Genomic DNA, 23,264 nt, shown 5'->3' with positions numbered 1-23,264 from the left:
AGCCTACAACTTCATGTTGACGTTCATGTTGTAGATGATCCATACCGAGCCAGCGATAAGGATCAATACAACAATGGCGGTAAACATCAATGACACCAAGTTCCAACGTCCATCGGACGATTTCGCTTCCATGTGCAAGAAGTACTTAAAGTGCACAAAGATCTGTACCAACGCACAACCGAACAAGATCACGTAAGTTTCAGTGCTTGGCAGCGCATGTGCCCACACAATGTAGAACGGAATAATGGTTAGAATTAGTGACGCAATAAAGCCTTTCACGTAATCCGTTGCACCGCTATCTAGATGCTGTTCCATTACATCACCCCCATTAAGTACACGATGGTAAATACACAAATCCAAACAATATCAAGGAAGTGCCAGAACAAGCTCAAGCACTGGAAACGCATCGACATGTTGTCGTTCAAGCCTTTGGTTGAAAGCTGGTGATAAGCCACTGCCATCCAGATAAGGCCGAACGTTACGTGCAAACCGTGTGTACCAACCAAGGTAAAGAACGCAGAAAGAAACGCACTCTCTTGAGGACCATAGCCTTCTGCAATCAAGTGATGGAACTCATACACTTCCATACAGATAAAGGCTAAGCCCAATAAGAAAGTCACTTTGATCCATCGCTTCAGTCCTAAAACATCTTTTCGCTTCATTGCAATCATGCCAAAGCCAAAGGTGATACTACTGAACAGCAGCATCATGGTTTCGACAAACACAAATGGCAGTTCAAAGATGTCTTTGCCTGTAGGGCCTGCGATTGATCCACTCTCAAGCACGGCATAAGTCGCGAAAAGCGTGGCAAACAGGACACAGTCACTCATCAAGTAAACCCAGAAGCCGAACAACTTGTTGCCCGCAGCTTCGTGGTGATGATCATGCGAGTGTGCAAGATCATAAGTGTGTGACGGAGTATTAGCTTGCATACGTCGTCTCCAAATCATCTTTGTTTTCGTTGTTATCACTGTCACCGTCAGCGCTGCTACCACGACCAGAGTTGTCGCCTTTCACTGACTGTTTCTTAGCTTCTTCAAGCTGTGCACGTCGAGCCGCTTCAATCGCTTTGATCTCTTCAACTTCAACGTAGTAGTCCACATCGTCGTTGTAGCTGTGTTGAATACACGTCACCACGATACCTACCAAGCTTGCTGCTGCTAACCACCAGATGTACCAAATCATTGCGAAGCCAAATGCCAACGCCCATGCCGATACATAAATGCCTGTCGGTGTGTTCTTCGGCATATGAATACGTTCGTATTCTTCTTCCTGAGTTGGGTCAAACTCACCACTTTGCTTTTGATACCAGAATGCATCTAGCTCATCGCCCTTAGGCAGTTTTGCAAAGTTGTAGAACGGCGGTGGTGAAGACGTTGCCCATTCAAAGGTACGTCCGCCCCACGGGTCACCCGTTAGATCTCGGTTTTGGTCTCGGTCACGAACACTCACGTAAATTTGAACGAACTGACAAACAACACCCATCGCAATTACGCCTGTACCTGCAGCTGCAACCGCCAGTAGAGGGAAGAACTCAGGGTTGATGTCTTGGCTCAAACGACGCGTCATGCCCATAAAGCCCAGAGCGTAAAGCGGTAAGAACGCCATCAAGAAACCGATGATCCAGCAGTAGAATGCGCGTTTACCCCAAAGCTCGTTAAGAGTGAAACCGGTCGCTTTCGGGAACCAGTAACCAATCGCAGCAAAACAACCGAATACTACGCCACCGATGATTACGTTGTGGAAGTGCGCAATCAGGAATACTGAGTTATGCAGAATGAAATCTGCGCCCGGTACCGCCATTAACACGCCCGTCATACCACCAACGGTGAAGGTGATAAGGAAGCCAACTGTCCACAGCATAGGCGTTGTGAAACGGATGCGACCTTTGTACATAGTGAACAACCAGTTGAAAATCTTAACCCCGGTCGGGATAGAGATAATCATGGTTGCGATGCCGAAGAAGGCATTCACATTGGCGCCTGAACCCATGGTAAAGAAGTGATGCAGCCAAACCACAAACGCAAGGATAGTGATAGCCACCGTCGCCCATACCAGCGAGGTATAACCAAACAGTTTTTTGCGAGAGAAGGTTGCAGTCACTTCAGAAAACACACCGAAGATAGGCAAGATTAGGATGTACACCTCAGGGTGTCCCCATGCCCAAATCAGATTCACATACATCATCACGTTGCCACCAAGGTCATTGGTGAAGAAGTGCGTGCCGATGTATCTATCCAAAGTCAGTAACGCGATGGTCACCGTCAGGATTGGGAAAGAGATGATGATCAGGATGTTGGCACACAGAGACGCCCACGTGAATACTGGCATCTTCATCATTGGCATAGACGGAGTACGCATGCGCAAAATAGTCGCGAAGAAGTTCACACCCGTTAATGTGGTACCCACACCAGATATTTGCAGCGCCCATATCCAGTAATCGACACCCACTCCAGGGCTTGCCTCAATGCCGGAAAGCGGCGGATACGCCAACCAACCCGTACGGCCAAATTCACCCAAGCCCAGCGACATGTTGGTGAGGATAATACCCACAACAAACAGCCAGAAGCTCAGGTTATTCAGATAAGGGAATGCAACATCACGAGCACCGATTTGCAGCGGCACGATGATGTTCATCAAACCGATAACCAAAGGCATCGCTACGAAGAAAATCATGATCACGCCGTGAGCCGTGAAGATCTGGTCGTAGTGATGTGGCGGTAAATAGCCCGTTTCACCGGCAGCAGAAAGCAATTGCTGACTACGCATCATGACCGCATCGGCAAAGCCACGAACTAACATCACCATTGCTACAGCAATGTACATGAAGCCCAATTTTTTGTGGTCTACAGAAGTAAACCATTCATTCCAAAGGTATTGCCACTTACCGGCTTTGGTTACCGCATACACCACTAAACTGCCCACTAGAGCGATCATGGTTAACGTGACCAAAATAATGGGTTCGTGGTAGGGAATTGAGTCTAGAGTTAATCTTCCAAACATGACGATTATCCTTGGGTTTCCGGCAAACAGTTCATTGAACCAGGGTGCTGGGTCACGACATCGGTGAATAAAAATGGTGGGATACTGGAGAACAGAGTGACGGGTTCAGCCACACTTGGCGCAGCCAATGAACGGAACTGCTCCCAATCTTCAATGCGGTCAGGGCTTGCTTTCACTTTTTCCACCCAGTTTAGAAATGCCACTTGATCAGGCATGGCTGATGCAGTGAATTTCATCTGCGAGAACCCTTTACCACTGTAGTTCGATGCAAAACCTTTGAAGTCACCTTCATGGTTAGCAATCAAGTTCAGCTTGGTCACCATTCCCGGCATCGCATAGATCTGCGAACCAAGACGCGGGATAAAGAACGCGTTCATGATGTTGTCTGAAGTTAGCTTAAACGTCACCGGAACATCTTTCGGGAACGCAACATAGTTAACCGTCGCAATGTTTTGCTCCGGATAGATGAACAGCCACTTCCAGTCCAGAGAGACCACTTCGATCACCATAGGTTGCACATCACTTTCCAGAGGCTTTGAAGGCTCTAGTTCATGTGTTGTTCGCCAAGTGATGGTGGCAAGAATCGCGATGATGATGATTGGAATCGTCCATACCACCACTTCGATCTTGGTTGAGTGCGCCCAGTCAGGTGCATACTCTTCTGTGGTATTACTTTCGCGGTATCTATAAGCAAAGTAGATGGTCATCAGAATCACGGGGATGACGACTATTAGCATCAGCAACAAAGCCGTGATAATCAGCTCCTTTTCCTGAACGCCAACGCTACCTTTTGGGTCGAGCAATGCGGAGTTACATCCTTCGAGCATCAGGACGGTTCCCACCAAACCAATCCTCGACAGATTTGCTCTCGATAAAATGCGTTTATATCTTGAAGCTTCCATTAACTTTCTCGATGGTTATCCAGCCTCAGAACGAACGCCCGAGTACTGGTTGTCATGGTCATTAGAATATTTATGTGTTGAGCATGTGAAACGACGCATCTCAAAGCGAAACGGAATTAAACCCATCTCTGCATAGTTAAAACTGCCAAATTAAAACGACAGCACAGCGTAGCCGAAACATTGCCGCACGGTTAAAACCACACAAAAAATATGACTTAATTGTTACACTTTGAAACACATTGTTACATTTGGCGCATTATGAGGAGTCGAAATTGAAAGCTCACCAAACAAACTTGGAAACTAACCTTCCAGTTATGAAAGTGAAACATGGGAAATAGATAGAAAATCAGCCGCACGACATAGGCGTGCTACACGCGTAAAACCAACACTGATAAGGGATGAGTAAGAATCTTAGAAACTAGCGACCAACAATGACGAAGCGAAGTGATGTTTGAGTACATTAGAAATAGCGAATTAAACAAAGTGTGACGATTATCAAATTTATGAATTCACATAGAATTTTAATGGTATTTAGAAAAGATATTACTCTGACCAGCAACTCATTAACCACTCGAATAACACACTGCTTTTCATTGATAATAATGCCAGTTAGGTGTCGAGAATTAATGGCAAAGATCGACCTAAAAAGCCGATTTGATGAGTATTTTGATCTGTTTCAAGTGGGTATTACTCCCCTCAAAAGAGAGGAGTAATAGTCATTAAGAGAGGGATTATGCTGTTGCTGTGACGACTTTCTTGCTCTGATTTTTAGTCATTAAGTGATAAACCACAGGCACAAAGTAGAAAGAAATAAGCGTGGTTAACACGGTTCCGCCAACAATCGCGACCGCGAACGGAGGCCAAAAGCCACCACCAGCGATGATCAAGGGCATAAAGCCCCCAACCGTCGTAATCGTGGTTGAGCTGATATGACGCGTACACGACATCACCGCCTCAACTACCGCATCCACATTGCCTGATGAAGCTTGTTCATCGAGTTTCAATTCCGTCAGAATCACGATGGCAGCGTTAATCGCTAAGCCCGCAATCCCGAGCATGGCGATGATCACCGTAAAACCAAATGGATAACCGAAGATCCACACCGACAGTAACCCTAGACCACCAGCCAATCCCGCAACCATGAAGATGATGCTACTCATTCGGAACGAGTTGAACGACATCACCACCACCAACACCATCAATACCACCACAACGGCGACATTCGAGATAAGGCTGTTGACTGAATTGTCACGCTCAGCGGATTCACCACCAAAACCAATCGTATAACCCGATGGCATCTCATAGCTTTCTAAGCGTTTCTGGAATTCATTAAGCACGGTTTGAGGTAAAACACCCGCTTCAATGTAACCTTCAATAGTATTCACTCGTTGCCCGTTACGACGAGTAATCGCGCCGCGACTGGTCGTCAGTTCAAGCTCTGCCAGAGTCGAAACGTTAATCCCCGTTGAGTAAACATCAGAACTGATCGGCAAACGAATATTGCTTAAGTGCGCTAGATTTTCACGCGCATCATCTGCGACACGAACACGAATCGGCACCGATTCACTGCCCTCAATCACTGAGCCACTTTCACGACCAGTTAGCGTAGTTTGCAGCATACCAGCAAACTGATTCAGTGATATACCGTTGAGTTTTGCCGTGTCTTCATCGACCTTCAACCACACCTTAGGCGTACCTGGTTGCAATGTTTCTCGTGTGTGAGTCACATGAGGAACACCTGCCAGAATCAGTCGAACATCTTCACCAATCGCTTTTAATGTATCGAGGTTTTCACCATAAACACGCAGCTCAACGGGCGCAGTAAATGGAGGCCCTTGATTAAGCTTCCGTACCAAGATTTGTGCTTCCGGCACCTCGTTATCTAACACCTTTTGCAACTCAGGAATCAGCGCATTGGCTTGGTCAAAGTTCTCTGTTTTGACCATAGCTTGAGAGAAGTAAGGCGCATTATTTTGCCTTGCCTGCAAGTTGTAATAGAAAGATGGGAAGTTAGCGCCCACTAGCCAATCAATACGCTCCACTTCTGGATAGCGATGAATGATGTCGTCTATTTTTTCAGAGGTATTTTTCGTCGCATAAATGCTAGCTTGAGGCGGCATGTATACCTGAATCTCAAACATGTCTCTATCTGATGGCGGGAAGAACTGCTCAGTCAGCTGGGACATACTCCAGTAGCCAGTAAACGGAACCAACAAAACCAAAGCAATAGTGATGATTGGATGCGTGACACCAAAGCGAACAGAAGACGAAAACCAACGTGTTAAAGCGGGGATTCTTAAGCCCGTCATGTACCAACGGTGCTGCCCTTTCTTATCGACATCACTGAGTTGTTTCGGCAGTAGCTTGGTCGCTAAACCTGCAATCAAGGTATGCGAAATTACATAAGAACCGATCAATGAGAACGACACAGTAATCGCAATACCACCGACAAACTCACCCGATGCACCCGGCATTAGAATAATCGGTGCAAACGCCAATACCGTGGTTAATGTTGAGCCCAGTAACGGCACCCATAAATGTTTCAACGCATTCATGGTCGCTTCCGCTCGCTGTTGCCCTTTCAAGCGATATGCCTGAATGGTATCAACCATCACCACCGCGTTATCCACCATGATCCCGAGTGCAACAATTAAGCCCGTCACCGACATCTGGTTTATTGGCACACCGGTCATCTTCATGATCGACAGCGTAAGAAGTGAAGTCAGTGGCAGAGAAATCGCCACCAATATTGCGGCGCGCACACCTAAGGTCACGAACAGAACAATCAAGATCAAGCCAAAACCGGTCATCAAGCTCTTGCCTAAATCGTCTAAACGAGTTTCGGTATAGCCTTGCTGATTGAACAACACGGTGACATCGATATTGCTTGGCAGTTCTTGTTGAAACTTCTCAATCAGAGCATTTGCTCGCGACGTCCAGTTATCGACTCGGAGATCAGGATGCATTCTTGCGGCGACAATCACACCCGGTTCACCATCAATAATGGCAATCTGGTCTTGTGGGGTTTTCTCGCCACGCCTCACCGATGCAATGTCTTCCATGCGGATGATATGACCATTGCTGTCAGTCGCGATTGGGACTTGTTTAATACGTTCAATCGAATCAAGTTCCGATTCAATCTCTAAACCAAAACGAGAATAAGCACTGACCAATTCACCCGCCGAGTTCTTAGCATCTGCGCCTTCTAAAGATTCGGCGATATTAGCACTCGAACGCCCAAGCGCTGCCGCATCAGCCGTTCGTAGACTTATCTGGATTTCTTCTTGTGGCATCCCATATTCGTCAACGAATTCAGTACCCGACAAAGTTCGTAATCGCTTAGCCAGTTCTTTGGCATAGCGCCCGAGTGTTAATCGGTCTGGCTCGCCTGCACCAGACCAAGTCAGAGAAGCAATGGTTGTAAATGCGTAGGTATGGTCGCTGTCGAGATCGGGAGAATGCGCACCCGCAGGTAAAATGGATTCGATATCAGACAGTTTGTCGCGCGCTTGTGACCAAACCGGTTCAGGCTCGGTGATGGTGTCATTAAGCTCAAGCGTAACAATCGACACGCTCGGCCTTGAAGTTGAGCTCACCAGTTTAACTTCACTCAGCTCACGTAACTTGTTCTCAATCACCTCAGTGACTAAGGTTTCTACACGTTCGGCACTGGCACCGGGAAAGCTGGTTATGATGTTTGCATAACGGTTGATGATGACAGGGTCTTCTGCGCGTGGCAGCGTCATAAACGCAGAAATACCACTCACCATCAGCAACGCTGTCATCAAGATGAGCAGTCGAGTATTGGAAATAGTCTCTATGATTTTCATACTATTTCCTATTCAGCAGTAACGCTGGCTGGCTTCACGGTTTGACCGGGAACCAAGCGATGTAAACCACTCGCGATCACCTGTTCGCCGTCCTCGATTGCACCACTCACGTACGCTTGTTGATTGTTGGCAAACAACACTTGAACACTGCGGCGCTCGACCTTATTGTCTTCACCGACTACGAAAATGTTCCACACACCGCGTAAACCATCAATCAAACCCGTTAATGGCACCCAATAACCTTGGTCGTCGATTTGCTCGTCAAACTTAAGGTAAGCAAGTTGACCTTCTAAAACAGTTGCTTGCTCAGGGAAAAGATAACGTAAGCCAACACTGCGAGATTGCGTGTCAACCATAGCACCCGGATTTAGCAGCGTCACTGCATAATCATCTCGCCCAACACGAATGCTTGGCGAAGAGAGTGAGGTTACCTTTGTCATCTGGTGGGCAGGAATACCGATAAAGGCTTCTTTGCCTTCCGATGCCAATAGAGTAAGCGTTGGATTACCGACATTGACCACATCGCCGAGCGATACAAAACGCGTTGCGATGGTGCCCGAATACGGCGCAAGAATTGTCGATTTTACTAGTTTGAGATCGTTGCCTTTTACCGAGGCATCAATGCGCAGTAAGTTAGCTTGTAACACACGTTGTTCACTGGTTAGCGAATCAATTTCCGCTTCGGCACTGAAGCCTTTTGCTTTTAGTGAACGTTGACGTTTCAAGTTCGCAGCAACAAGGCTCAGTTGAGCTTTCACTTCTTCGGCTTGCGCTTTTAGTTGGCTCGATTCAGTCTGTAACAGTTGAGTGTCTAATCGAATCAGGGGCTGATCTTCGGTTACTGTATCACCGACATCAACTAGAATCTCATTCACTTTACCCGCCAGTTCGAAACCTAAATTGGCTTGCTGACCCGCCTTAACCACACCAACATACTCACGCTGCACGGCATAAGAGGAAGACAGCGCTAGGGCCATCGTTTCTACAGTTAAAATGGTTTGGACGCTCGAAGCCGTTTGATTGGCTGAATCAACCGAATCTTGGGCTTGTTCCTTTTCGCCACATCCAACAAGAAAAGCCGATAGAGACAACGCCACCGCACTTCCCTTCATCAATTTATACATACTCACTGTTCCTATGCAGTACTCAATCATGTTCTTTTTTTAGACTAACCAAACCAAACTAGACTGTCTAGTTTGGTTGTGTTAAAGATAAGTTTCATCGTTAATGATTGATAAAACCATCACAAAAAGCATAATGCTTAGCGCAGAACCAAGTGTATTAAGCTGAGCAACACTAAGTACCAAGTAAGTAACGAGAAGCAGCACGTGACTAAAATCATCAAGAGTGAACAGAAGAGATCGCAGATCTTAACCGCAGCAAGCCAGCTTTTCTCTGAGCATGGCTTCAAAATCAATATGGATCAGATAGCCAAAGCGGCGAACGTTTCCAAGCAAACGGTCTACTCTCACTTTAAAAACAAAGACGAACTTTTCGAAACCTGCATGCAAACCAAGTGTGCAGAGCGCGAACTTAGCCCTGCTGCCTTTGATATGAATGCGGCGGTGGGTGATGAGTTGGTGAAATTTGGTGTGAAGTTTCAGGATTTGTTACTTGATGAGCAATCTCGACAAACCTTTCAGAACGCGGTGAGTCAATCCAACACGCATCCAGAAATTGCCTCTATTTATTTAGAAACGGGGCCACAGAAGACCACTAAGTTACTCGCCGATTACTTGCAGACTAAGATAGAGTCTGGCGACTTAACGCTCTCTTCTACAAGCTCGCCAATCATAGCGGCGCGCCAACTGCTGCTGATGTTTCATGGCAAGTCGGCGTATTGGTCATTCTTCGGCCACGATAGCGGAGAATCTGAAGAAGAAAGGCTTCACTACACTCGTGAATGTGTCGCACTATTCTTGAACGGTAACCTGCCTCGTTAATAGCTCATAGCTAACTATCTCATAACTAAATGTCTCATAGCACTTAGTCCGCGTTCTGGGCTGATTCAAGAAGCAGTTCATAAAAACGCTTTGCGGCTGGGCCTGTCTTCGCACCTTTCGGCAGAGTCAGATGCAGCGGCACGTGATAGCCACTGCCATTTTCTACATTTAACACAGTGAGCTTGTTACTTCCTCGGCTATCAACAATATGTTTAGGTAGCCTGCAATACCCTGCACCCTGCTCTACCGCACCAAAGGCATGGTCGAAATTATCAACCGTAATACGCTGACTCGACTTCAACCAACCCACATCCTTCTTCTCTCCCAACTTTTCAACCGAGCCTAAATCTCTCACCACTATTTGTGGCAACGACGACAGTTGATTGAGCGATATGGATGACACGTTAGCTAAAGAGTGCGAACTTGCTACAACGGGCTCCATCTTAGTAAACCCAAAAGCTTCAGCCGAGTAATTGGTAATTGGCAAATTAATGATGGCAACATCGGCTCGTTCTTGAGTGACCATTTCAGTGGTCTTCGACAAGGATGTTTCTACCACTTGAATTGAGGTGGTGTTGTTCTCTGCCATAAACGCAGCCATCGGTTTATAAAGGCGCTCAAGGCAGCACAAATGGTCAACGGCGACCACAATTTCTGACTCCACACCCTTTGCTAACTGCTCACTGATCAACTCCAATTCCCGAGCTTGTTCCAGCATGCTGCTCGCTCTACGCAATAAGGCTTTGCCATCTTCCGATAACACTGCCCTACGGCCTTCAACCTGAACCAAAGACACGCCCAATTGATCTTCCAGTTTTCTCAACGCATAAATCAGCGTGGTGTGGCTCTTATTCAATTGCAGTGCCGCCGCCTGAATGCTGCCAGCGCGGTCTATCTCATAGAGGGTTTGCCATTGGTCTAGGGTGGTCTTCAATCTCATCGGTCTAAAATCCTGACAGTTAATGGCAATATTATGAACTTTTCTGTCTGTTTTTTACAGGTAATATCTATTTCAACAGGCAATATAAATCTCAACAACAAACGAGAATGGCTTGTTTGTCTTACACACCTATTTTTAAGCGGATTTTGTTAAACGAAATTTGTTAAACGGAGAAACACCATGAAACTACTACAAGTTGATTTTGAATTTAACGGCCCTTTCGGTGAAGAGATGTCGAACGCACTCGTTGACCTAGCCAAGTCCATCAACAACGAACCGGGCATGATCTGGAAAATCTGGACAGAAAACCAAGCCGAGAAACTGGGCGGTGGTGTCTACCTTTTTGAAGATCAACTTAGCGCTGAGGCTTACTTAGCCATGCATGCCGCTCGCTTAAAAGAGATGGGCGTAGAAGAAGTACGCGGCGTGATTTTTGACGTGAACCAGCCATTAACTACCATTAACAAAGGCCCAATCAACGGCTAATGGAATGAATAAAGAGCTAGCGAAAGACACGAGATAGAGAGATAACAGATGAACAATAAAACGTTTTTAAGCCTACACGGCATCATTTACGCAGGATTTGCCTTCGCGTTGTTTTTCCTACCAACGGTCATGTGGCCTATGTACGGCGTGGAAATTAATGATAAGTACGCTTACTTTCTCTCTCAACACACCAGTATCTTCCTTGGTGGTATTGCAGCGATAACATGGTTACTGCGAGATATTGAAGCGGGAATCAGTGCTAAGAAACTCATCCAAGGCTTGGTTGTCACCAATATGCTGGGTGCCATTATCACTTTGTATGCCGCTTTCACGGGTATATTTGTTGGCTTTGGTTGGAGCGATCCTGCGTTCTTCCTTTCGCTATCAGTACTGAGCGTGTTGCAGGTTCGCAAGCAAGCTTAGTGCGTATGATTTATAGGTAGCACAAACAAAAAAACACTCGGTATATGCCGAGTGTTTTTATATTCACCTTTCAACCAAGACCAAAATTAGATTCGTTAAATAAGAGATAATCTTGATGTCTGATTTTGCTATTTACTAACAGACGATGAACGACCAAACATGCGGCTCAGTGTGCCATCTTTGTCGACTAATTGGTGTTTCAATGCACCCAAAACATGCAGAGCAAACGCCACCATAATCAAGTTCACCGCATTAACGTGAACGAAAGAAGCCGCAGACTGCAACCACTCCGTTTTCTCACCTGCAGCAATCAACTCTATGCCGAATAGCTCTAATGCACGTCCACCAGCAACACTCATCACGGCACCAGAGATTGGCATCGCTAACGTCACTAATAACAAGAAATGATGAACGCCTTTCGCGGCAATTTCTTGTGCTCTTGTTAATACAGCCACACTCTCAATTGCCCCTTCTTTCAAACGCCATACAAAACGTGAAAGTGCGACAACCAAAACAATCAAACCTAATGATTTGTGCAGCCCCATTAACTCGCCTTTTTCGGGACCTCGAGGCATGCCTTCGAATTGAAGTCCAATAACAAACACAGCGATAAACAAAATGCCGGTAAGCCAATGGAAAATAACCGTCTGTTTCGATAATGATTTATTCATAATGACCGCTCTATGTCTCTGACCTAGATGTTATTTTGACTCATTATCATTACACTTAACATGGTCTTTGCGTAAAGTTACGTAAAGACCAAGAAACCGCTACATACCGTTATTTTGAGTGCTCGACGTAAATCAATTCATCGGTGTTGAAGCCACGCTCTTTCGACATCGCTTTGAACTTCTCCATAACCTCAGATGAGACTTCTGGGGTTCGAGAAAGCAGCCATAGGTAATCGGTATCTGGGCCAGAAACAAACGCGTATTGGTAGTTCTCTTTATCCAACTCGAACACCACATAAGCGCCATAGAATGGACCAAAGAACGACACTTTCAGATAGCCCTGATCGCTGCCTTCGACAAAATACGCCTTACCTTCCGCTTCATTCCATTCGCCATCTTCATCTGAATAGCCGCGGTTAATCACCTTCACGCCACCATCATCACGCAGGCTGTATTCAGCACTGATGCTATTGAGGCCACGCTCAAACGAATGGTCCAAACGAGCCACCTCGTACCATTTGCCTAAGTATCTATCCAATTCAAACTGTTGAACGGGCTTGACTGTTTCAGGCATGCCCACGCATCCACCCAACAGAATGACACTCAGCAGCAATAATATTTTCTTCATCCTAACCTCGACTTGTTTTCATAGTAATTCGAGTAAGTCATGTGAGAGCCCTAACTTACATCCTTGGTAATACGTAAATCCATTTTTAAAGTTCATATAACAGTAAATTATTCAGAAGCTTATGGGAATTGTTTCGTTGGTGAATGAATCAGTGATGCTTCATTGCCGCGCGATATTGAGTCGGTGTGACCTGCTTATAGAATTTAAACTGGCGATTGAAGTTAGCTTGGTTGTCGTAACCCACCTTCTCTAGAATCAAGCTAATAGGTAGTGATGTATTGAGCAACAAATCACATGCCACATTGAGCCTAATTTTCTTTAACCGCTGACTAAAACTCTCATTATAGTGCTTTTGAAAAAGCCGCCTAACACTGCTCTCACTGATATAGAGATGCTTGGCTAAGTCGTTAACTGAGATATCTCGAATAAAGTTGTTCACCAAGAAGGCTTCAACCTTGTCCAACTTATCGCTGACCTCATCTTCATCATCCGAATTGAAGACAGGGTTTATCAACTGCACCACTTCTTGATCCTCAAGCAACAGCGCAAACAGAGAGAACAAGGTCAGCAGTTGCTGATGTGGTGACTGGTCCATCACCTTATTCAACAGTCCCGTCGCTTTTTCTGCGGTAACAGGCGAAAACTGCAGCCCTTTTTTTGAATCTTCCAACAAAGCACGCAGCGGTTCTAGCTCGCGGCAGCACGCGATTAATTGCTCTATCCAATCTTTGCGAAACCAAACCACGTGGGTTTCACATATTCGCGAGTCGTCTGCACTCTCTTCTGAGTAGATAGCATGTGGCAAATCTGGGCCAACCAAAATCATGTGATTGTGAAACACATCGCTTTGGTGATGGCCGATAAAGCTATGTCCAGAAAAGTGACGATGTATCGCTATCTCGTACTCTTCATGTCTATGCCAACCGTAGCTTTTACTGTTCTCGACAATTTTCTTATAGCGCCATGATGTGCCAATTCGTTGTGGCACCTTTTCCAAGTAACCCTTCATTGCGATGCTCAGTGACTTTTTAATATTGAAAGTATACGCATCAAACCATTCAAATGAGCACATTGACTGAAAAGTATTGAACATTGCGCTAACGATACTCATCCGGTGGTCACCGCTAAATATACTGCAGGTGAACTCAACCAGGAGAGCAACTATGGACACTTTATTATTAAAAATCCGCGCTATGATTCTTGCCACACGTCAGCAGTGGATCGGAGAGATCACCTACAACCACAACATTAAGGGTGATCACACTTGGAAACTCTATGGCTATAACTCTTATGACGAATACAAAAAAGATCTGCGTAAAAGCCTAAGGCAGAGTCGTAATTAAAAGCTCATTCAAACGACAGCTTGTTGATTAAACGCAGTTTTTATTTGTCATTCATGTAGAGTTTCACACTGGCCACTCGCTTTCTATACTTATTAAACAGTGGAACATGGAATACATAAGAATGAACAACAAGCTCACTTTGCCACGCACTACATGGATCGCTTTACTCGCCAGTTTAGGCGCTGTTTCGCCCGTACTTGGACAAGACAACATCGTTGTACAAGAGAAAACAACGGCCCAAAGCCAAGCCGCAACTAATAGCCAAACCGCTGATCAAATCTTTACTAATGCCGATATCTACGGGCATCGTGAATCTGACTCGATCGTTACCCATAAAGGCAAGATCATCTTCATTGGTGAACGCTCGCAAGCGAAAACTTTTCAAGGGCAGAATACCGATGTCATCGACTTAGACAATGCCTTTGTTCTTCCGGGCTTCATTGATAATCATAACCATGTTTTCGAAGCCGCCTCAGAGCTGGGTGGTAATTGTGAACTGGATTCTGAAGCCACATTAGAAGAACAAATCCCCTACCTAGAAGCGTGTAAGATCAATGCTGATACCGATGGCAGAGGTTGGCTAATGGGTTATGGTTTTTCTTTGGAACCGACTCTCGACAGCGATTCTGAATACACACCACTAGAGATCATCGACAGTGTCTTCCCAAACCGCCCCGTAGTCATCATGGAGCAAACCTCACACTCGATGTGGGTCAACTCTAAAGCACTGAAAATCGCACGAATCAGCCAACAATCTCCAGACCCACAAGGCGGTGCATATCTAAAAGATCCTGATAGCGGAAAGCTTAACGGCATCTTATTGGATAACGCTGGCGATCAAGTCATGGAGATGGCGTGGAACAGTCAAAGCGAGTTGTTTGAACAGAGCTACCAAGGCTTAATGTTCGGGCTTGAGGAAGCCGCAGCACATGGCATTACCACCATTGGGGACGGTCGGATGTATTGGAAGCGAGGTTGGTATGATGTTTGGCTAGAAGCGGAGCAAAACCAAGATTTAACTGCGCGCGTATCGTTACGTCCTTGGGTTTACCCATCAATGGCGATCCCGTCTCAGCTCGAGGTATTCGAGAAGATGTATTCCGATAACAAAAGCCGTCTGCTACTGGTCGATCAGGTAAAAATGTACAGCGATGGTATCTTCATTAATGGCACAGCAAAAACACTCGCACCCTACTTAGAGACTTACTTGCCACAGTCGCCGAACGGCTTAAACTACATTCCACCAGCACAGATGAAAGAGTGGCTCAGCGCACTCGATAAAATTGGTTTTAGTGCACACATTCATGCAATTGGTGACGGTGCCGTTCGTGAATCCCTTGATGCAATCGAAAGCGTGCGTCAACAAGGCTCGCAAAAACCATACACGTTAACCCACGTTGAATTGATCAATGATGAGGATGTTCCCCGCTTCAAGCAGCTTAATGTGTCGGCGGATTTCCAAGTAGGATCTGATTACATTGCAAGGCATCAGCACCAGTGGGCGGAAGCTTTCCTAGGCGCTCGACGAGCCAAAGCCATGATGAACCTCGACGCGATACTCAAAACCGACGCCAATATCACCCTAAGCAGTGACTGGAACGTGCACGACATCAACCCTTTAGTTGGCATCGCGAACAGCTTAATCATGGGCAAAACAGGCCTAACCGATATCTACACAGCCATCGACGCTTACACACTCAACGCAGCCAAGAGCCTAGGAATTGAAGACGTAACAGGTTCTATTGAAGTTGGAAAATCGGCTGACTTCGCCATTCTTGATAAAGACATCACCACCTTGTCAGCAAGAGGCATCGCCAAGACTCAAGTGTTGATGACGGTGTTACGAGGGGATGTGGTTTACGAGAAGTAAAACCAACAAATGTATCGGATAGATTAAGGTTATACATCACACAAACGAAAACGAGCCAGCAATTAGCTGGCTCGTTTTTTATGTCAGTCTCAACTGGGCGATGGACTCGCCTTTAATTATGATTGCGCTGCTGGTTTGCCTTCAGCGGCTTTATCATCAAGCGCAAAGTAGATCTTCGATACAATCACTTCAGCAATCAGAATCGTAAATACCACTGCGAAGAACGCTACTACACCATTCCAAGGGCCAGTAAAGCTCACCTTCTCTCCGAACAATAAGTTAATCGCTTCTAGCATCACGAATTTTGAACCCACCAAGATGATGTAAGTAGTGATTGCTCGGTAAACCTTAGGCGCTGTACCCGGCTTACTTTTGAAGTGCTCGGCAATCTTGTGTTCCAAACCAATAGAGAGCTTCAACAATAGCTGTAGCAATAACGCCGCTATCAAAGAAATAGTGAAAGACTCAATGTTTACGAAGTCCCAGTACTCATCGAAGAAGTTAAGGACCACTAAGTCTACAAGCACAGCTAACGTGTAACCTACGAATAGACGTTGTGGTGTGTTGAATCCGTAAACTTTGTCTGATTTAGTCATTCTGTTTCTCTCTAATTGGATAAGTAGTCTCGATTTGAAATACATCTTAGCGTTCGAATCGGAGCAAAACTTACCATTTGATGACACCACAACCATTCCATTCGAAATTATTAGCTTTTATTGATTGATCATTTCTCACACCAATAATTAGCTTCCTGCTATAAAGCAATTTTCAAAAATATAGAAAAGCACCAAAAGATAAGTCTCATCATTGCTTGTCACCAAATGGCCATTTTTCAAATGCTGCCCGCCATAAGATAACTCCATCAGCGACACACACTCATTTCCAAAAGGTGCAGACTATGAAAAAGCTAATCACTAACGCGAACGTATTTAACGGTGTTGATAACAACCTAATCGAGAACGTATCACTTCTTATTGAAGACAACTTGATTACTCAAATTGGCGAGGTTGATGCAACGTTAGCGGATGAAATTATCGATGCTCAAGGTGGCACGGTAATGCCAGGTTTGATTGATGCGCACGTTCATATCACGCTATCTGCACCTTTCAATGTGATTGATACCATGACTCGTGAAGAAGTGGCGATTCGCTCGGCGAAGATTTCAGAAGAGATGCTGATGCGCGGCTTTACCACCATTCGTGATGTCGCGGGTAACACGCTTGGCCTTAAGAAAAGTATCGACAACGGTTACGCAACTGGCCCACGTATTCTGCCTTCAATGGCCGCGATTTCACAAACTAGTGGTCACTCAGATTACCGACAAAACCAAGCGCAAGAACGTTTGGCTAACGGGCACGAAGACTCGCCAATGATGAAGCTTGGCGCAATGCGAGTGGCTGATGGCCGTTCAGAAGTTTTGAAAGCGGTACGTGAGCAACTGTTTATGGGCGCGTCACAAATCAAGATCATGGCAGGTGGCGGTGCATCATCAACCTTCGACCCGCTAGACACATTGCAGTTTACTTCGGACGAAATGGAAGCCGCAGTACAAGCCGCTTCAGACTACGGTACTTATGTTGCCGCGCACATCCACACTTCTGATGCGATGCGCCGAGCTGCAGAAGCGGGTGTGATGTCTTTCGAACACGCGACCATCATGGATGACGACATTGCCGAGATCATCAAAGAGAAAGGTATTTGGGTGATTCCGTCTTACTTTACCTCTTCACTGATTGCAGCGCGTAAGATCCCACTGCCAAACGAAGAGACATACCGCAAAACAGAGCGTGTAGGTAAGGCCATGTTCAAGTCGGCAGAGCTTATCAAGAAATACGATATCCAAAACATCGCCTTTGGTACCGACTGTGTGGGTGAAACCAATGTGCACGCAACTCAACTGAATGAGCTTGGTGCGATTGAACAAGTGTTCGATACCATCACGGCACTTCGCATGGCGACATCAAACTGCGGACGCTTGTTCGAAATGTCGACTTACCAAAACCCTTACCAAGAAGGCAAGCTAGGTCAGATTGTTGAAGGTGCGTATGCCGACCTATTGATTATCGACGGTAACCCGCTGGAAGGCGTGGCATGTGTGGCAAATACAGAGACACAAAAGCTGATCATGAAAGACGGCAAAGTGTATAAAAACAGCCTTTAATCGAAAGTCTAAAGATTAAAATAACAGCGGTGCTATGGCGAATTCGTCATGGCACCGTTTTATTTCACCCTCTAATCCTCTTCCTTTAAACACCCTCACCCCACTTCTCACAGAAACCTAATCCACTGATTATTAAAAATTAAATCCATTCAAAATATAGCCATCCCTAAAGAAAACCATAAACCACAAGCACGCTTAACCTAGTCTGTTTTCAATTAACTTAAATATACACACTTGCACGATTGCGCATGTGTGTATATGATTCAACCTCTTTTCACTTGCTAGAGATTCCAATTGTGGATGCTAAATTAGTTATTGCGTTAAATGAGTTCTTTTATGTGGCCAAAGGTCTGGTCGTTATCATCGCCATTGTGTCGGTTCTGACTGGCATCATGCGAGAGTATATCCCTCAAGATAAACTCCAAGCGACGCTGACCAAACACGATAAATGGGGAACCTTATTGGGCGCGTTGTTCGGGATGTTGACCCCATTTTGTAGCGCAGCTGTGGTTCCGGTGACCATGGCAATGGCGTCGATGGGTGCATCATTAGGTACTGTGATGAGCTTCATCATCTCGGCGCCACTGTGTAACTTCATCGTATTGGCTATGGTGTACGCCGCGTTCGGATTGAAGATCACCGTGGTGTACTTCTTGGTGACCTTTACCGCAGCGGTTCTTGGTGGTTACTTGATTTCTAAATCTCCTTGGAGAAACGAGATCAAACGCGGTGCTGAGCTAGAAGACACCAAAGGCAAAGGCTGCTCAGGTTCAAGCAATACCAAAAACACAGGCAACACCTGTGGCGCGGCTCCTTCTTCAGCATCAAGAATGCGTAATGCAATGGGCGGAGCTTGGGCTTTGTTCAAGCGAATCATCCCGTATGTACTATTGGGTGCGGCGATCAGTGGGTTCTCGGCAGCTTACTTACCTGCAGATCTGGTAGAGAAGTACGTGGGCGGTGACAGCTTCCAATCTATCGTGGTCGCTTCCTTGATTGGTATCCCACTTTACCTACGTATCGAGATGGCAATTCCGCTGCTTAACGTATTAATTGCTAAAGGAATGGGCTTAGGCGCGGCATTGGCACTAATTATTGGCGGTACAGGTGCCAGTTTGCCGGAAATCGCGCTAGTATCTGCAGTTCTAAAAAGAAAAGCCGTAATTGCGTTTGTAGGAATCGTCTTAACGACAGCCATCATTGGTGGCGCTATCTTCCAATACGTTGTGTAAAATCGGTTACTCAGAACAAAATAAAACTTCGCGCCGCTCATAAAGAGTGGCGCTACTCAGTTGGAAGGGTAAAACCATGATGGATGAAAAATACATTGATTCGCTAAAAGCCTTATCAGAACCAAATCGACTGCGATTGTTCTGGTTGTTCCTGCATGTGGATGAATGCATGGCAGTGGCTGAAGCAATGGACATCATTGGTGAAACTCAATACAACGTGTCTCGTAATCTTAAAATGCTCTACAAAGCTGGCCTGCTCAATCATGAGAAGAAAGGCAAATGGGTGTTCTACACCTTAAAAGAGCAAACCGCTCCGCACTGCAAAGCCTTGGTCGATTCAGTAAGACACTTACCTGAAGACGATTTCAAAGAAGTGGTCAAACGCTGCTTGATTCGTTTATCAATGCGAGTGGATGGCGAATGTGTTGTCGGCCCAGACAGCGAGATTTGGCACAGCAAGATTAGCTAGCTCTCGATAGAAAGAAGCTCAATAGACAGAAACACGATAACAAAAGAGAGACAGCGAGAGACGCAACAAAGGGATGCCCAATATCAGTATCCCTGTGAAAATGGTGGTGTGAACTATGAATACCTACACTCAGCAAGAGCTTGATTCTATTCTTCAACAACACAAACTGTGGCTAGAAAACCAAGGCGGAGAAAGAGCGCAATTACGTAATGCCGACCTAAGCCACTTAGCACTTCAAAACCTAGACCTGCGTTGTGCCAACCTAATCCGAGCCAACTTTAGTGGTGCCGATTTATCAGGCACAAACATGAATGAGGCTGACATCACCTACGCCAATTTCAGCCACGCGAACCTGAACAACGCGACATTCCGTGATGCTGATTTGCGAAACGCAGACATGAGCCACGCACAAATGCTCAACGTCGATCTGTATCGCGCGGATCTATTCCGTACCGATTTCAATCACGCCAATCTTAGTGATGACTCGCTGAATCGTATCGACCCAAGCAAAACGATCATCAAACTGCGTAACCCGAACCAAGAATGTTTCGCGGCCTCGTTAGGCAAGCAATAACCACACAACTCCGCTCTATGGCTAAAGAGCCTCCTCCCTCTTTAGCTTATTACTCCCCGTAAACTTTCGCTCCAGATGAATCTCGAATCCAAACAAAGTGCAGTACAAAGTCACTCTCACCCAAGTTAAACCTGCCTACAACCGCTCCCAAAAAACGATCTTTAAAGATCTTGCGTCCCTCATTGTTGTTGTATATTATCCGCACCATGAACTACAGACCGGATAGTCGGTTTGTAAATTAATTGAGTGATTCCCATGGACAAGAAGCAGCAAGCAATCCAAGCCGCGATTGAATTATTCGCGACACAAGGCTTTGAAAAAACGTCTATCGCGCAAGTGTGTGAAACGGCAAAAGTATCGAAGGGTTTAGTTTTTCATCATTTCAAAAACAAAGATGATCTACTAAGACAAGTGTTTGTTCGCATGGCTGAAATCATTAGCGAAGTGGGCGAAAGTGTTGACCAATCGAGTGAAGGAATGTCGGCAAAAGAGAGGTTTATTAACCTTATCGAGCACATCTTCTTGTCGATGGCCGACCCACAACAAAAACGGTTTTATCAACTTGATTACCAATTGAAATGCCAGCCCTCAACAAGGCTGATATTGAAAGACCTATTAGATGAACGCTATCAACTGATGATGGAATCTTTCGAAGTGATTGTTCGTGATATTCCAAACACCAACAGCATGGTTGATGGCCATATGTTGATCGCCGATATCGATGGTATCGCACTCAATTACTTGTTCTCGGAAGGTGATTACCCGTTAGAACAAATTAAAGAACGCTTCATAGCTAAGTACTTACTGCTGCTGGATTTATAAGTACCTCGCTTAAAGCTCAATAAAACGTTGTTGGCTATCTAAAGCAATCAGATACCTGAAACGCCAACGACAATTAATTTAAGTTAGGAATTTTTCAAATGAAAACCCCTTATGAAATTCAATACGAAGCTTTCGCCGCCGCAGGCGGGCTTTACGACGAACGCCATGCAAAACTGTACGCAGAGTTTGCCGACGATCTTATTGCTGACGGCAGCTTTTCTATCGTGCATGAAGGCGTAGCACACGCATGCTATACCCCAATCACAATAGACGCAGCACCACACCTGAAGTGTTATGTACTTGCACCTTTAGCTGTGGTGCCAGAATACCAAGGCAAAGGCTACGCGACTCGATTAATGGAAGAAGCCGAGAAACAACTCGACGCTGACGTTATCTTCGTGATGGGCGAACCGTTCCACTACGGCAACCGCTACAACACGCCACACAACGTGCTTCCACCAGTAAGAACACTTGCACCACTTGAGTGCTGGTTCGCTAAAGCACTGACCCCTGGCGCACTAGACGGCGTAGGTGAATCTACCTCAAGCGTCACTGGCCCTTACGCAAGCGAGCTAATGTGGGGACACCCAAGCGAGCAAGTTTAAGGTAAATCAGATACGAAAAATGGAACGCTCAGGCGTTCCATTTTTTTGGGTGAAGCGTAATACTATTCTGAATTGAGAGCGTTGATATCCCGTGCGTTCGGTCTGATTTAGAACACCCTCCCCTTCTAACTCCCCTCATGTTAAGTTCATCAACCTCTTTAGATCTGCGACCGAGGGGGAGAATCTTCTTTGCCGCTGAATGTGTATCTGCGTATGTAACGATCGGCATTCTGTCCCTCCCCTTTCCACGAACCACAATGGATCGAAGATGCTGATTAAGGGGAGGCTAGGAGGGGATTTAATTATGAGCTAACACGGATTTGCCCCAAAGCTTGCTTCAGCAATATTGTGAATGATTTACTGACCTACAAAGTCGACCAAAGTATGGTACTACGACAAAATATGCTGCAAGCGTCTGGTTTTCTAAGTTATTTTCTGATGAACTGAATGTAAAGAGGATAAACTAAACTGATTTAACTTTGATGATTAGTGAATTGCAACGCATAAATCAAAAGTATACGGGCGAATTATGAGCGCGAAAAAACAAACAACAGCTCAAAGTAAGTTAATCGGTGAACATCCTAGGTCGGGTTTGTTTTTTGATTGGTTTGAGTGTGAAGATACACTTGCAACAGTCAACAAAAAACATAGAAAGCTTACAAATAAAGGTATAAGCAGCGCTACTCTAGTTGATCATTTGTCGCAATGGGTAATTAAACATCATGCAACCGAAGCTCGTATCGCTAGGATAGAGAGGAAAAAACAAATCTTAGCTAAGCATGGCTTCGCTCAGTATATGGAAGGAAAAGTTCCTTTTCCGATTAAGTCTGCAACTACGCAAAAAGGTAATCTAGGCGAAATAATCCTTGCAGAATACCTTACTGAAACATCAGGTTTAGAAATCCTTGTGTACAAACTGCGGTACAACCCGAATGTAGAGCAGTCTATGAAAGGAGACGATTTATTACTATTTGAAAAACAGAATATTCAAAATAGAGTAATAATGGGAGAAGCAAAATTCCGTTCGACTAAAAACAAAAAAGCTTTAGATGATATTGTTGAATCGTTATCGAACAAAAATTTACCCATATCTTTGACCTTTGTTAGTGACAGACTAGAAGAAATGGGAGATGAACTTTTAGCAAACGAAATTGATGATTTGATCACGAACCTTCATACCCAAAAAACTCCAGTTACATATGTTGGCTTTTATCACAGTGAAGCTTCTACATATAAGACCATAGAGAAACACTTAAACTCTAATAATAAAAACCTTGTCATAGTATCTTATGGTGAAGATAACCCAGCTCAGCTTGTTAAGAATAGCTTTGACGAAGCACTAAAAATGGTGATGGAGTAGAA

General features: G+C 45.3%; 23 protein-coding genes. 12 read left to right on the top strand and 11 right to left on the bottom strand.

Annotation, left to right across the window (positions count from 1 at the left end; genetic code table 11):
- Nucleotides 1-3: 3 nt before the first annotated feature.
- The 6 genes from cyoD to OCV12_RS05045 form a co-directional block, all read right to left on the bottom strand.
- A complete protein-coding gene (gene cyoD / locus OCV12_RS05070) occupies nt 4-315 on the bottom strand; it encodes a cytochrome o ubiquinol oxidase subunit IV (RefSeq protein WP_016786088.1) in 312 nt (103 codons plus the stop codon).
- Nucleotides 315-932 (bottom strand): cytochrome o ubiquinol oxidase subunit III, encoded by a 618-nt coding sequence (cyoC, locus tag OCV12_RS05065; RefSeq protein ID WP_261885509.1) that lies wholly within the window; start codon nt 930-932, stop codon nt 315-317. Before cyoC ends, cyoD begins: the two co-directional genes overlap by 1 nt.
- Nucleotides 922-3,003, bottom strand: a complete 2,082-nt coding sequence (gene cyoB / locus OCV12_RS05060; RefSeq protein ID WP_261885508.1) for a cytochrome o ubiquinol oxidase subunit I — start codon at nt 3,001-3,003, stop codon at nt 922-924. Before cyoB ends, cyoC begins: the two co-directional genes overlap by 11 nt.
- 5 nt (nt 3,004-3,008) lie before the next feature.
- Entirely contained in the window at nt 3,009-3,905 is an 897-nt protein-coding gene (gene cyoA / locus OCV12_RS05055) for a ubiquinol oxidase subunit II (RefSeq protein WP_080968015.1), read from the bottom strand.
- Nucleotides 3,906-4,636: 731 nt separating this feature from the next.
- Nucleotides 4,637-7,735: an efflux RND transporter permease subunit gene (locus OCV12_RS05050; RefSeq protein WP_261885507.1), complete on the bottom strand. Its 3,099-nt coding sequence runs from the start codon at nt 7,733-7,735 to the stop codon at nt 4,637-4,639.
- Nucleotides 7,736-7,743: 8 nt separating this feature from the next.
- Nucleotides 7,744-8,859 (bottom strand): efflux RND transporter periplasmic adaptor subunit, encoded by a 1,116-nt coding sequence (locus OCV12_RS05045; protein ID WP_261885506.1) that lies wholly within the window; start codon nt 8,857-8,859, stop codon nt 7,744-7,746.
- 204 nt (nt 8,860-9,063) lie between these two features.
- Between OCV12_RS05045 and OCV12_RS05040 the strand changes: the two genes are divergently transcribed.
- A complete protein-coding gene (locus OCV12_RS05040; RefSeq protein ID WP_261885505.1) occupies nt 9,064-9,678 on the top strand; it encodes a TetR/AcrR family transcriptional regulator in 615 nt (204 codons plus the stop codon).
- 43 nt (nt 9,679-9,721) lie between these two features.
- Here OCV12_RS05040 and OCV12_RS05035 read toward each other — a convergent pair whose 3' ends face one another.
- Nucleotides 9,722-10,618, bottom strand: coding sequence for a LysR family transcriptional regulator (locus tag OCV12_RS05035; RefSeq protein ID WP_261885504.1), 897 nt, complete (start codon nt 10,616-10,618; stop codon nt 9,722-9,724).
- Between the two features lie 180 nt (nt 10,619-10,798).
- Here OCV12_RS05035 and OCV12_RS05030 point away from each other — a divergent pair, with 180 nt between their 5' ends.
- Both OCV12_RS05030 and OCV12_RS05025 read left to right on the top strand, forming a co-directional pair.
- Nucleotides 10,799-11,104, top strand: a complete 306-nt coding sequence (locus OCV12_RS05030) for a monooxygenase (RefSeq protein WP_017633097.1) — start codon at nt 10,799-10,801, stop codon at nt 11,102-11,104.
- Nucleotides 11,105-11,152: 48 nt separating this feature from the next.
- Nucleotides 11,153-11,527, top strand: coding sequence for a hypothetical protein (locus OCV12_RS05025; protein ID WP_017633098.1), 375 nt, complete (start codon nt 11,153-11,155; stop codon nt 11,525-11,527).
- A 128-nt stretch (nt 11,528-11,655) separates the two neighbouring features.
- Here OCV12_RS05025 and OCV12_RS05020 read toward each other — a convergent pair whose 3' ends face one another.
- The 3 genes from OCV12_RS05020 to OCV12_RS05010 form a co-directional block, all read right to left on the bottom strand.
- Nucleotides 11,656-12,198, bottom strand: a complete 543-nt coding sequence (locus OCV12_RS05020; RefSeq protein ID WP_261885503.1) for a cytochrome b — start codon at nt 12,196-12,198, stop codon at nt 11,656-11,658.
- Between the two features lie 109 nt (nt 12,199-12,307).
- Nucleotides 12,308-12,826, bottom strand: coding sequence for a lipocalin family protein (locus tag OCV12_RS05015; protein ID WP_026084473.1), 519 nt, complete (start codon nt 12,824-12,826; stop codon nt 12,308-12,310).
- Between the two features lie 148 nt (nt 12,827-12,974).
- Nucleotides 12,975-13,937, bottom strand: a complete 963-nt coding sequence (locus OCV12_RS05010) for a helix-turn-helix domain-containing protein (protein ID WP_261885502.1) — start codon at nt 13,935-13,937, stop codon at nt 12,975-12,977.
- Between the two features lie 52 nt (nt 13,938-13,989).
- Here OCV12_RS05010 and OCV12_RS05005 point away from each other — a divergent pair, with 52 nt between their 5' ends.
- A complete protein-coding gene (locus OCV12_RS05005; RefSeq protein ID WP_261885501.1) occupies nt 13,990-14,169 on the top strand; it encodes a hypothetical protein in 180 nt (59 codons plus the stop codon).
- Nucleotides 14,170-14,290: 121 nt separating this feature from the next.
- Entirely contained in the window at nt 14,291-16,039 is a 1,749-nt protein-coding gene (locus tag OCV12_RS05000; RefSeq protein ID WP_261885500.1) for an amidohydrolase, read from the top strand.
- Nucleotides 16,040-16,155: 116 nt separating this feature from the next.
- Here OCV12_RS05000 and OCV12_RS04995 read toward each other — a convergent pair whose 3' ends face one another.
- A complete protein-coding gene (locus tag OCV12_RS04995; protein ID WP_261885499.1) occupies nt 16,156-16,635 on the bottom strand; it encodes a hypothetical protein in 480 nt (159 codons plus the stop codon).
- Nucleotides 16,636-16,937: 302 nt separating this feature from the next.
- Between OCV12_RS04995 and OCV12_RS04990 the strand changes: the two genes are divergently transcribed.
- The 7 genes from OCV12_RS04990 to OCV12_RS04960 all read left to right on the top strand — a co-directional run bounded on the left by OCV12_RS04990 (nt 16,938) and on the right by OCV12_RS04960 (nt 23,262).
- Nucleotides 16,938-18,200: a metal-dependent hydrolase family protein gene (locus tag OCV12_RS04990; RefSeq protein ID WP_261885498.1), complete on the top strand. Its 1,263-nt coding sequence runs from the start codon at nt 16,938-16,940 to the stop codon at nt 18,198-18,200.
- A gap of 296 nt (nt 18,201-18,496) precedes the next feature.
- Nucleotides 18,497-19,432, top strand: a complete 936-nt coding sequence (locus tag OCV12_RS04985) for a permease (RefSeq protein WP_261885497.1) — start codon at nt 18,497-18,499, stop codon at nt 19,430-19,432.
- A gap of 76 nt (nt 19,433-19,508) precedes the next feature.
- The gene (locus OCV12_RS04980) at nt 19,509-19,901 is read left to right on the top strand and encodes an ArsR/SmtB family transcription factor (protein WP_008221742.1); all 393 of its coding nucleotides are present in this window, start codon (nt 19,509-19,511) and stop codon (nt 19,899-19,901) included.
- A 115-nt stretch (nt 19,902-20,016) separates the two neighbouring features.
- On the top strand, nt 20,017-20,475 hold the full coding sequence (locus tag OCV12_RS04975) for a pentapeptide repeat-containing protein (RefSeq protein ID WP_261885496.1): 459 nt from the start codon (nt 20,017-20,019) through the stop codon (nt 20,473-20,475).
- 336 nt (nt 20,476-20,811) lie between these two features.
- A complete protein-coding gene (locus OCV12_RS04970) occupies nt 20,812-21,297 on the top strand; it encodes a TetR/AcrR family transcriptional regulator (RefSeq protein WP_315972800.1) in 486 nt (161 codons plus the stop codon).
- Nucleotides 21,298-21,395: 98 nt separating this feature from the next.
- The gene (locus tag OCV12_RS04965) at nt 21,396-21,902 is read left to right on the top strand and encodes a GNAT family N-acetyltransferase (RefSeq protein WP_261885494.1); all 507 of its coding nucleotides are present in this window, start codon (nt 21,396-21,398) and stop codon (nt 21,900-21,902) included.
- 529 nt (nt 21,903-22,431) lie between these two features.
- Nucleotides 22,432-23,262: a DUF1837 domain-containing protein gene (locus tag OCV12_RS04960; RefSeq protein ID WP_261885493.1), complete on the top strand. Its 831-nt coding sequence runs from the start codon at nt 22,432-22,434 to the stop codon at nt 23,260-23,262.
- The last annotated feature ends 2 nt before the right edge of the window (nt 23,263-23,264 follow it).

The organism is Vibrio pomeroyi (assembly GCF_024347595.1).
Lineage (GTDB): Bacteria > Pseudomonadota > Gammaproteobacteria > Enterobacterales > Vibrionaceae > Vibrio > Vibrio pomeroyi.
Note: the sequence above shows the minus strand (reverse complement) of the source record. Positions and strands in the feature narration are given on the sequence as shown.

Coding starts and splice junctions, on each gene's coding strand:
- cyoD (WP_016786088.1), bottom strand. CDS start 315: ATGGAACAGCATCTAGATAGCGGTGCAACGGATTACGTGAAAGGCTTT.
- cyoC (WP_261885509.1), bottom strand. CDS start 932: ATGCAAGCTAATACTCCGTCACACACTTATGATCTTGCACACTCGCAT.
- cyoB (WP_261885508.1), bottom strand. CDS start 3,003: ATGTTTGGAAGATTAACTCTAGACTCAATTCCCTACCACGAACCCATT.
- cyoA (WP_080968015.1), bottom strand. CDS start 3,905: ATGGAAGCTTCAAGATATAAACGCATTTTATCGAGAGCAAATCTGTCG.
- OCV12_RS05050 (WP_261885507.1), bottom strand. CDS start 7,735: ATGAAAATCATAGAGACTATTTCCAATACTCGACTGCTCATCTTGATG.
- OCV12_RS05045 (WP_261885506.1), bottom strand. CDS start 8,859: ATGTATAAATTGATGAAGGGAAGTGCGGTGGCGTTGTCTCTATCGGCT.
- OCV12_RS05035 (WP_261885504.1), bottom strand. CDS start 10,618: ATGAGATTGAAGACCACCCTAGACCAATGGCAAACCCTCTATGAGATA.
- OCV12_RS05030 (WP_017633097.1), top strand. CDS start 10,799: ATGAAACTACTACAAGTTGATTTTGAATTTAACGGCCCTTTCGGTGAA.
- OCV12_RS05025 (WP_017633098.1), top strand. CDS start 11,153: ATGAACAATAAAACGTTTTTAAGCCTACACGGCATCATTTACGCAGGA.
- OCV12_RS05020 (WP_261885503.1), bottom strand. CDS start 12,198: ATGAATAAATCATTATCGAAACAGACGGTTATTTTCCATTGGCTTACC.
- OCV12_RS05015 (WP_026084473.1), bottom strand. CDS start 12,826: ATGAAGAAAATATTATTGCTGCTGAGTGTCATTCTGTTGGGTGGATGC.
- OCV12_RS05010 (WP_261885502.1), bottom strand. CDS start 13,937: ATGAGTATCGTTAGCGCAATGTTCAATACTTTTCAGTCAATGTGCTCA.
- OCV12_RS05005 (WP_261885501.1), top strand. CDS start 13,990: ATGGACACTTTATTATTAAAAATCCGCGCTATGATTCTTGCCACACGT.
- OCV12_RS05000 (WP_261885500.1), top strand. CDS start 14,291: ATGAACAACAAGCTCACTTTGCCACGCACTACATGGATCGCTTTACTC.
- OCV12_RS04995 (WP_261885499.1), bottom strand. CDS start 16,635: ATGACTAAATCAGACAAAGTTTACGGATTCAACACACCACAACGTCTA.
- OCV12_RS04990 (WP_261885498.1), top strand. CDS start 16,938: ATGAAAAAGCTAATCACTAACGCGAACGTATTTAACGGTGTTGATAAC.
- OCV12_RS04980 (WP_008221742.1), top strand. CDS start 19,509: ATGATGGATGAAAAATACATTGATTCGCTAAAAGCCTTATCAGAACCA.
- OCV12_RS04975 (WP_261885496.1), top strand. CDS start 20,017: ATGAATACCTACACTCAGCAAGAGCTTGATTCTATTCTTCAACAACAC.
- OCV12_RS04965 (WP_261885494.1), top strand. CDS start 21,396: ATGAAAACCCCTTATGAAATTCAATACGAAGCTTTCGCCGCCGCAGGC.
- OCV12_RS04960 (WP_261885493.1), top strand. CDS start 22,432: ATGAGCGCGAAAAAACAAACAACAGCTCAAAGTAAGTTAATCGGTGAA.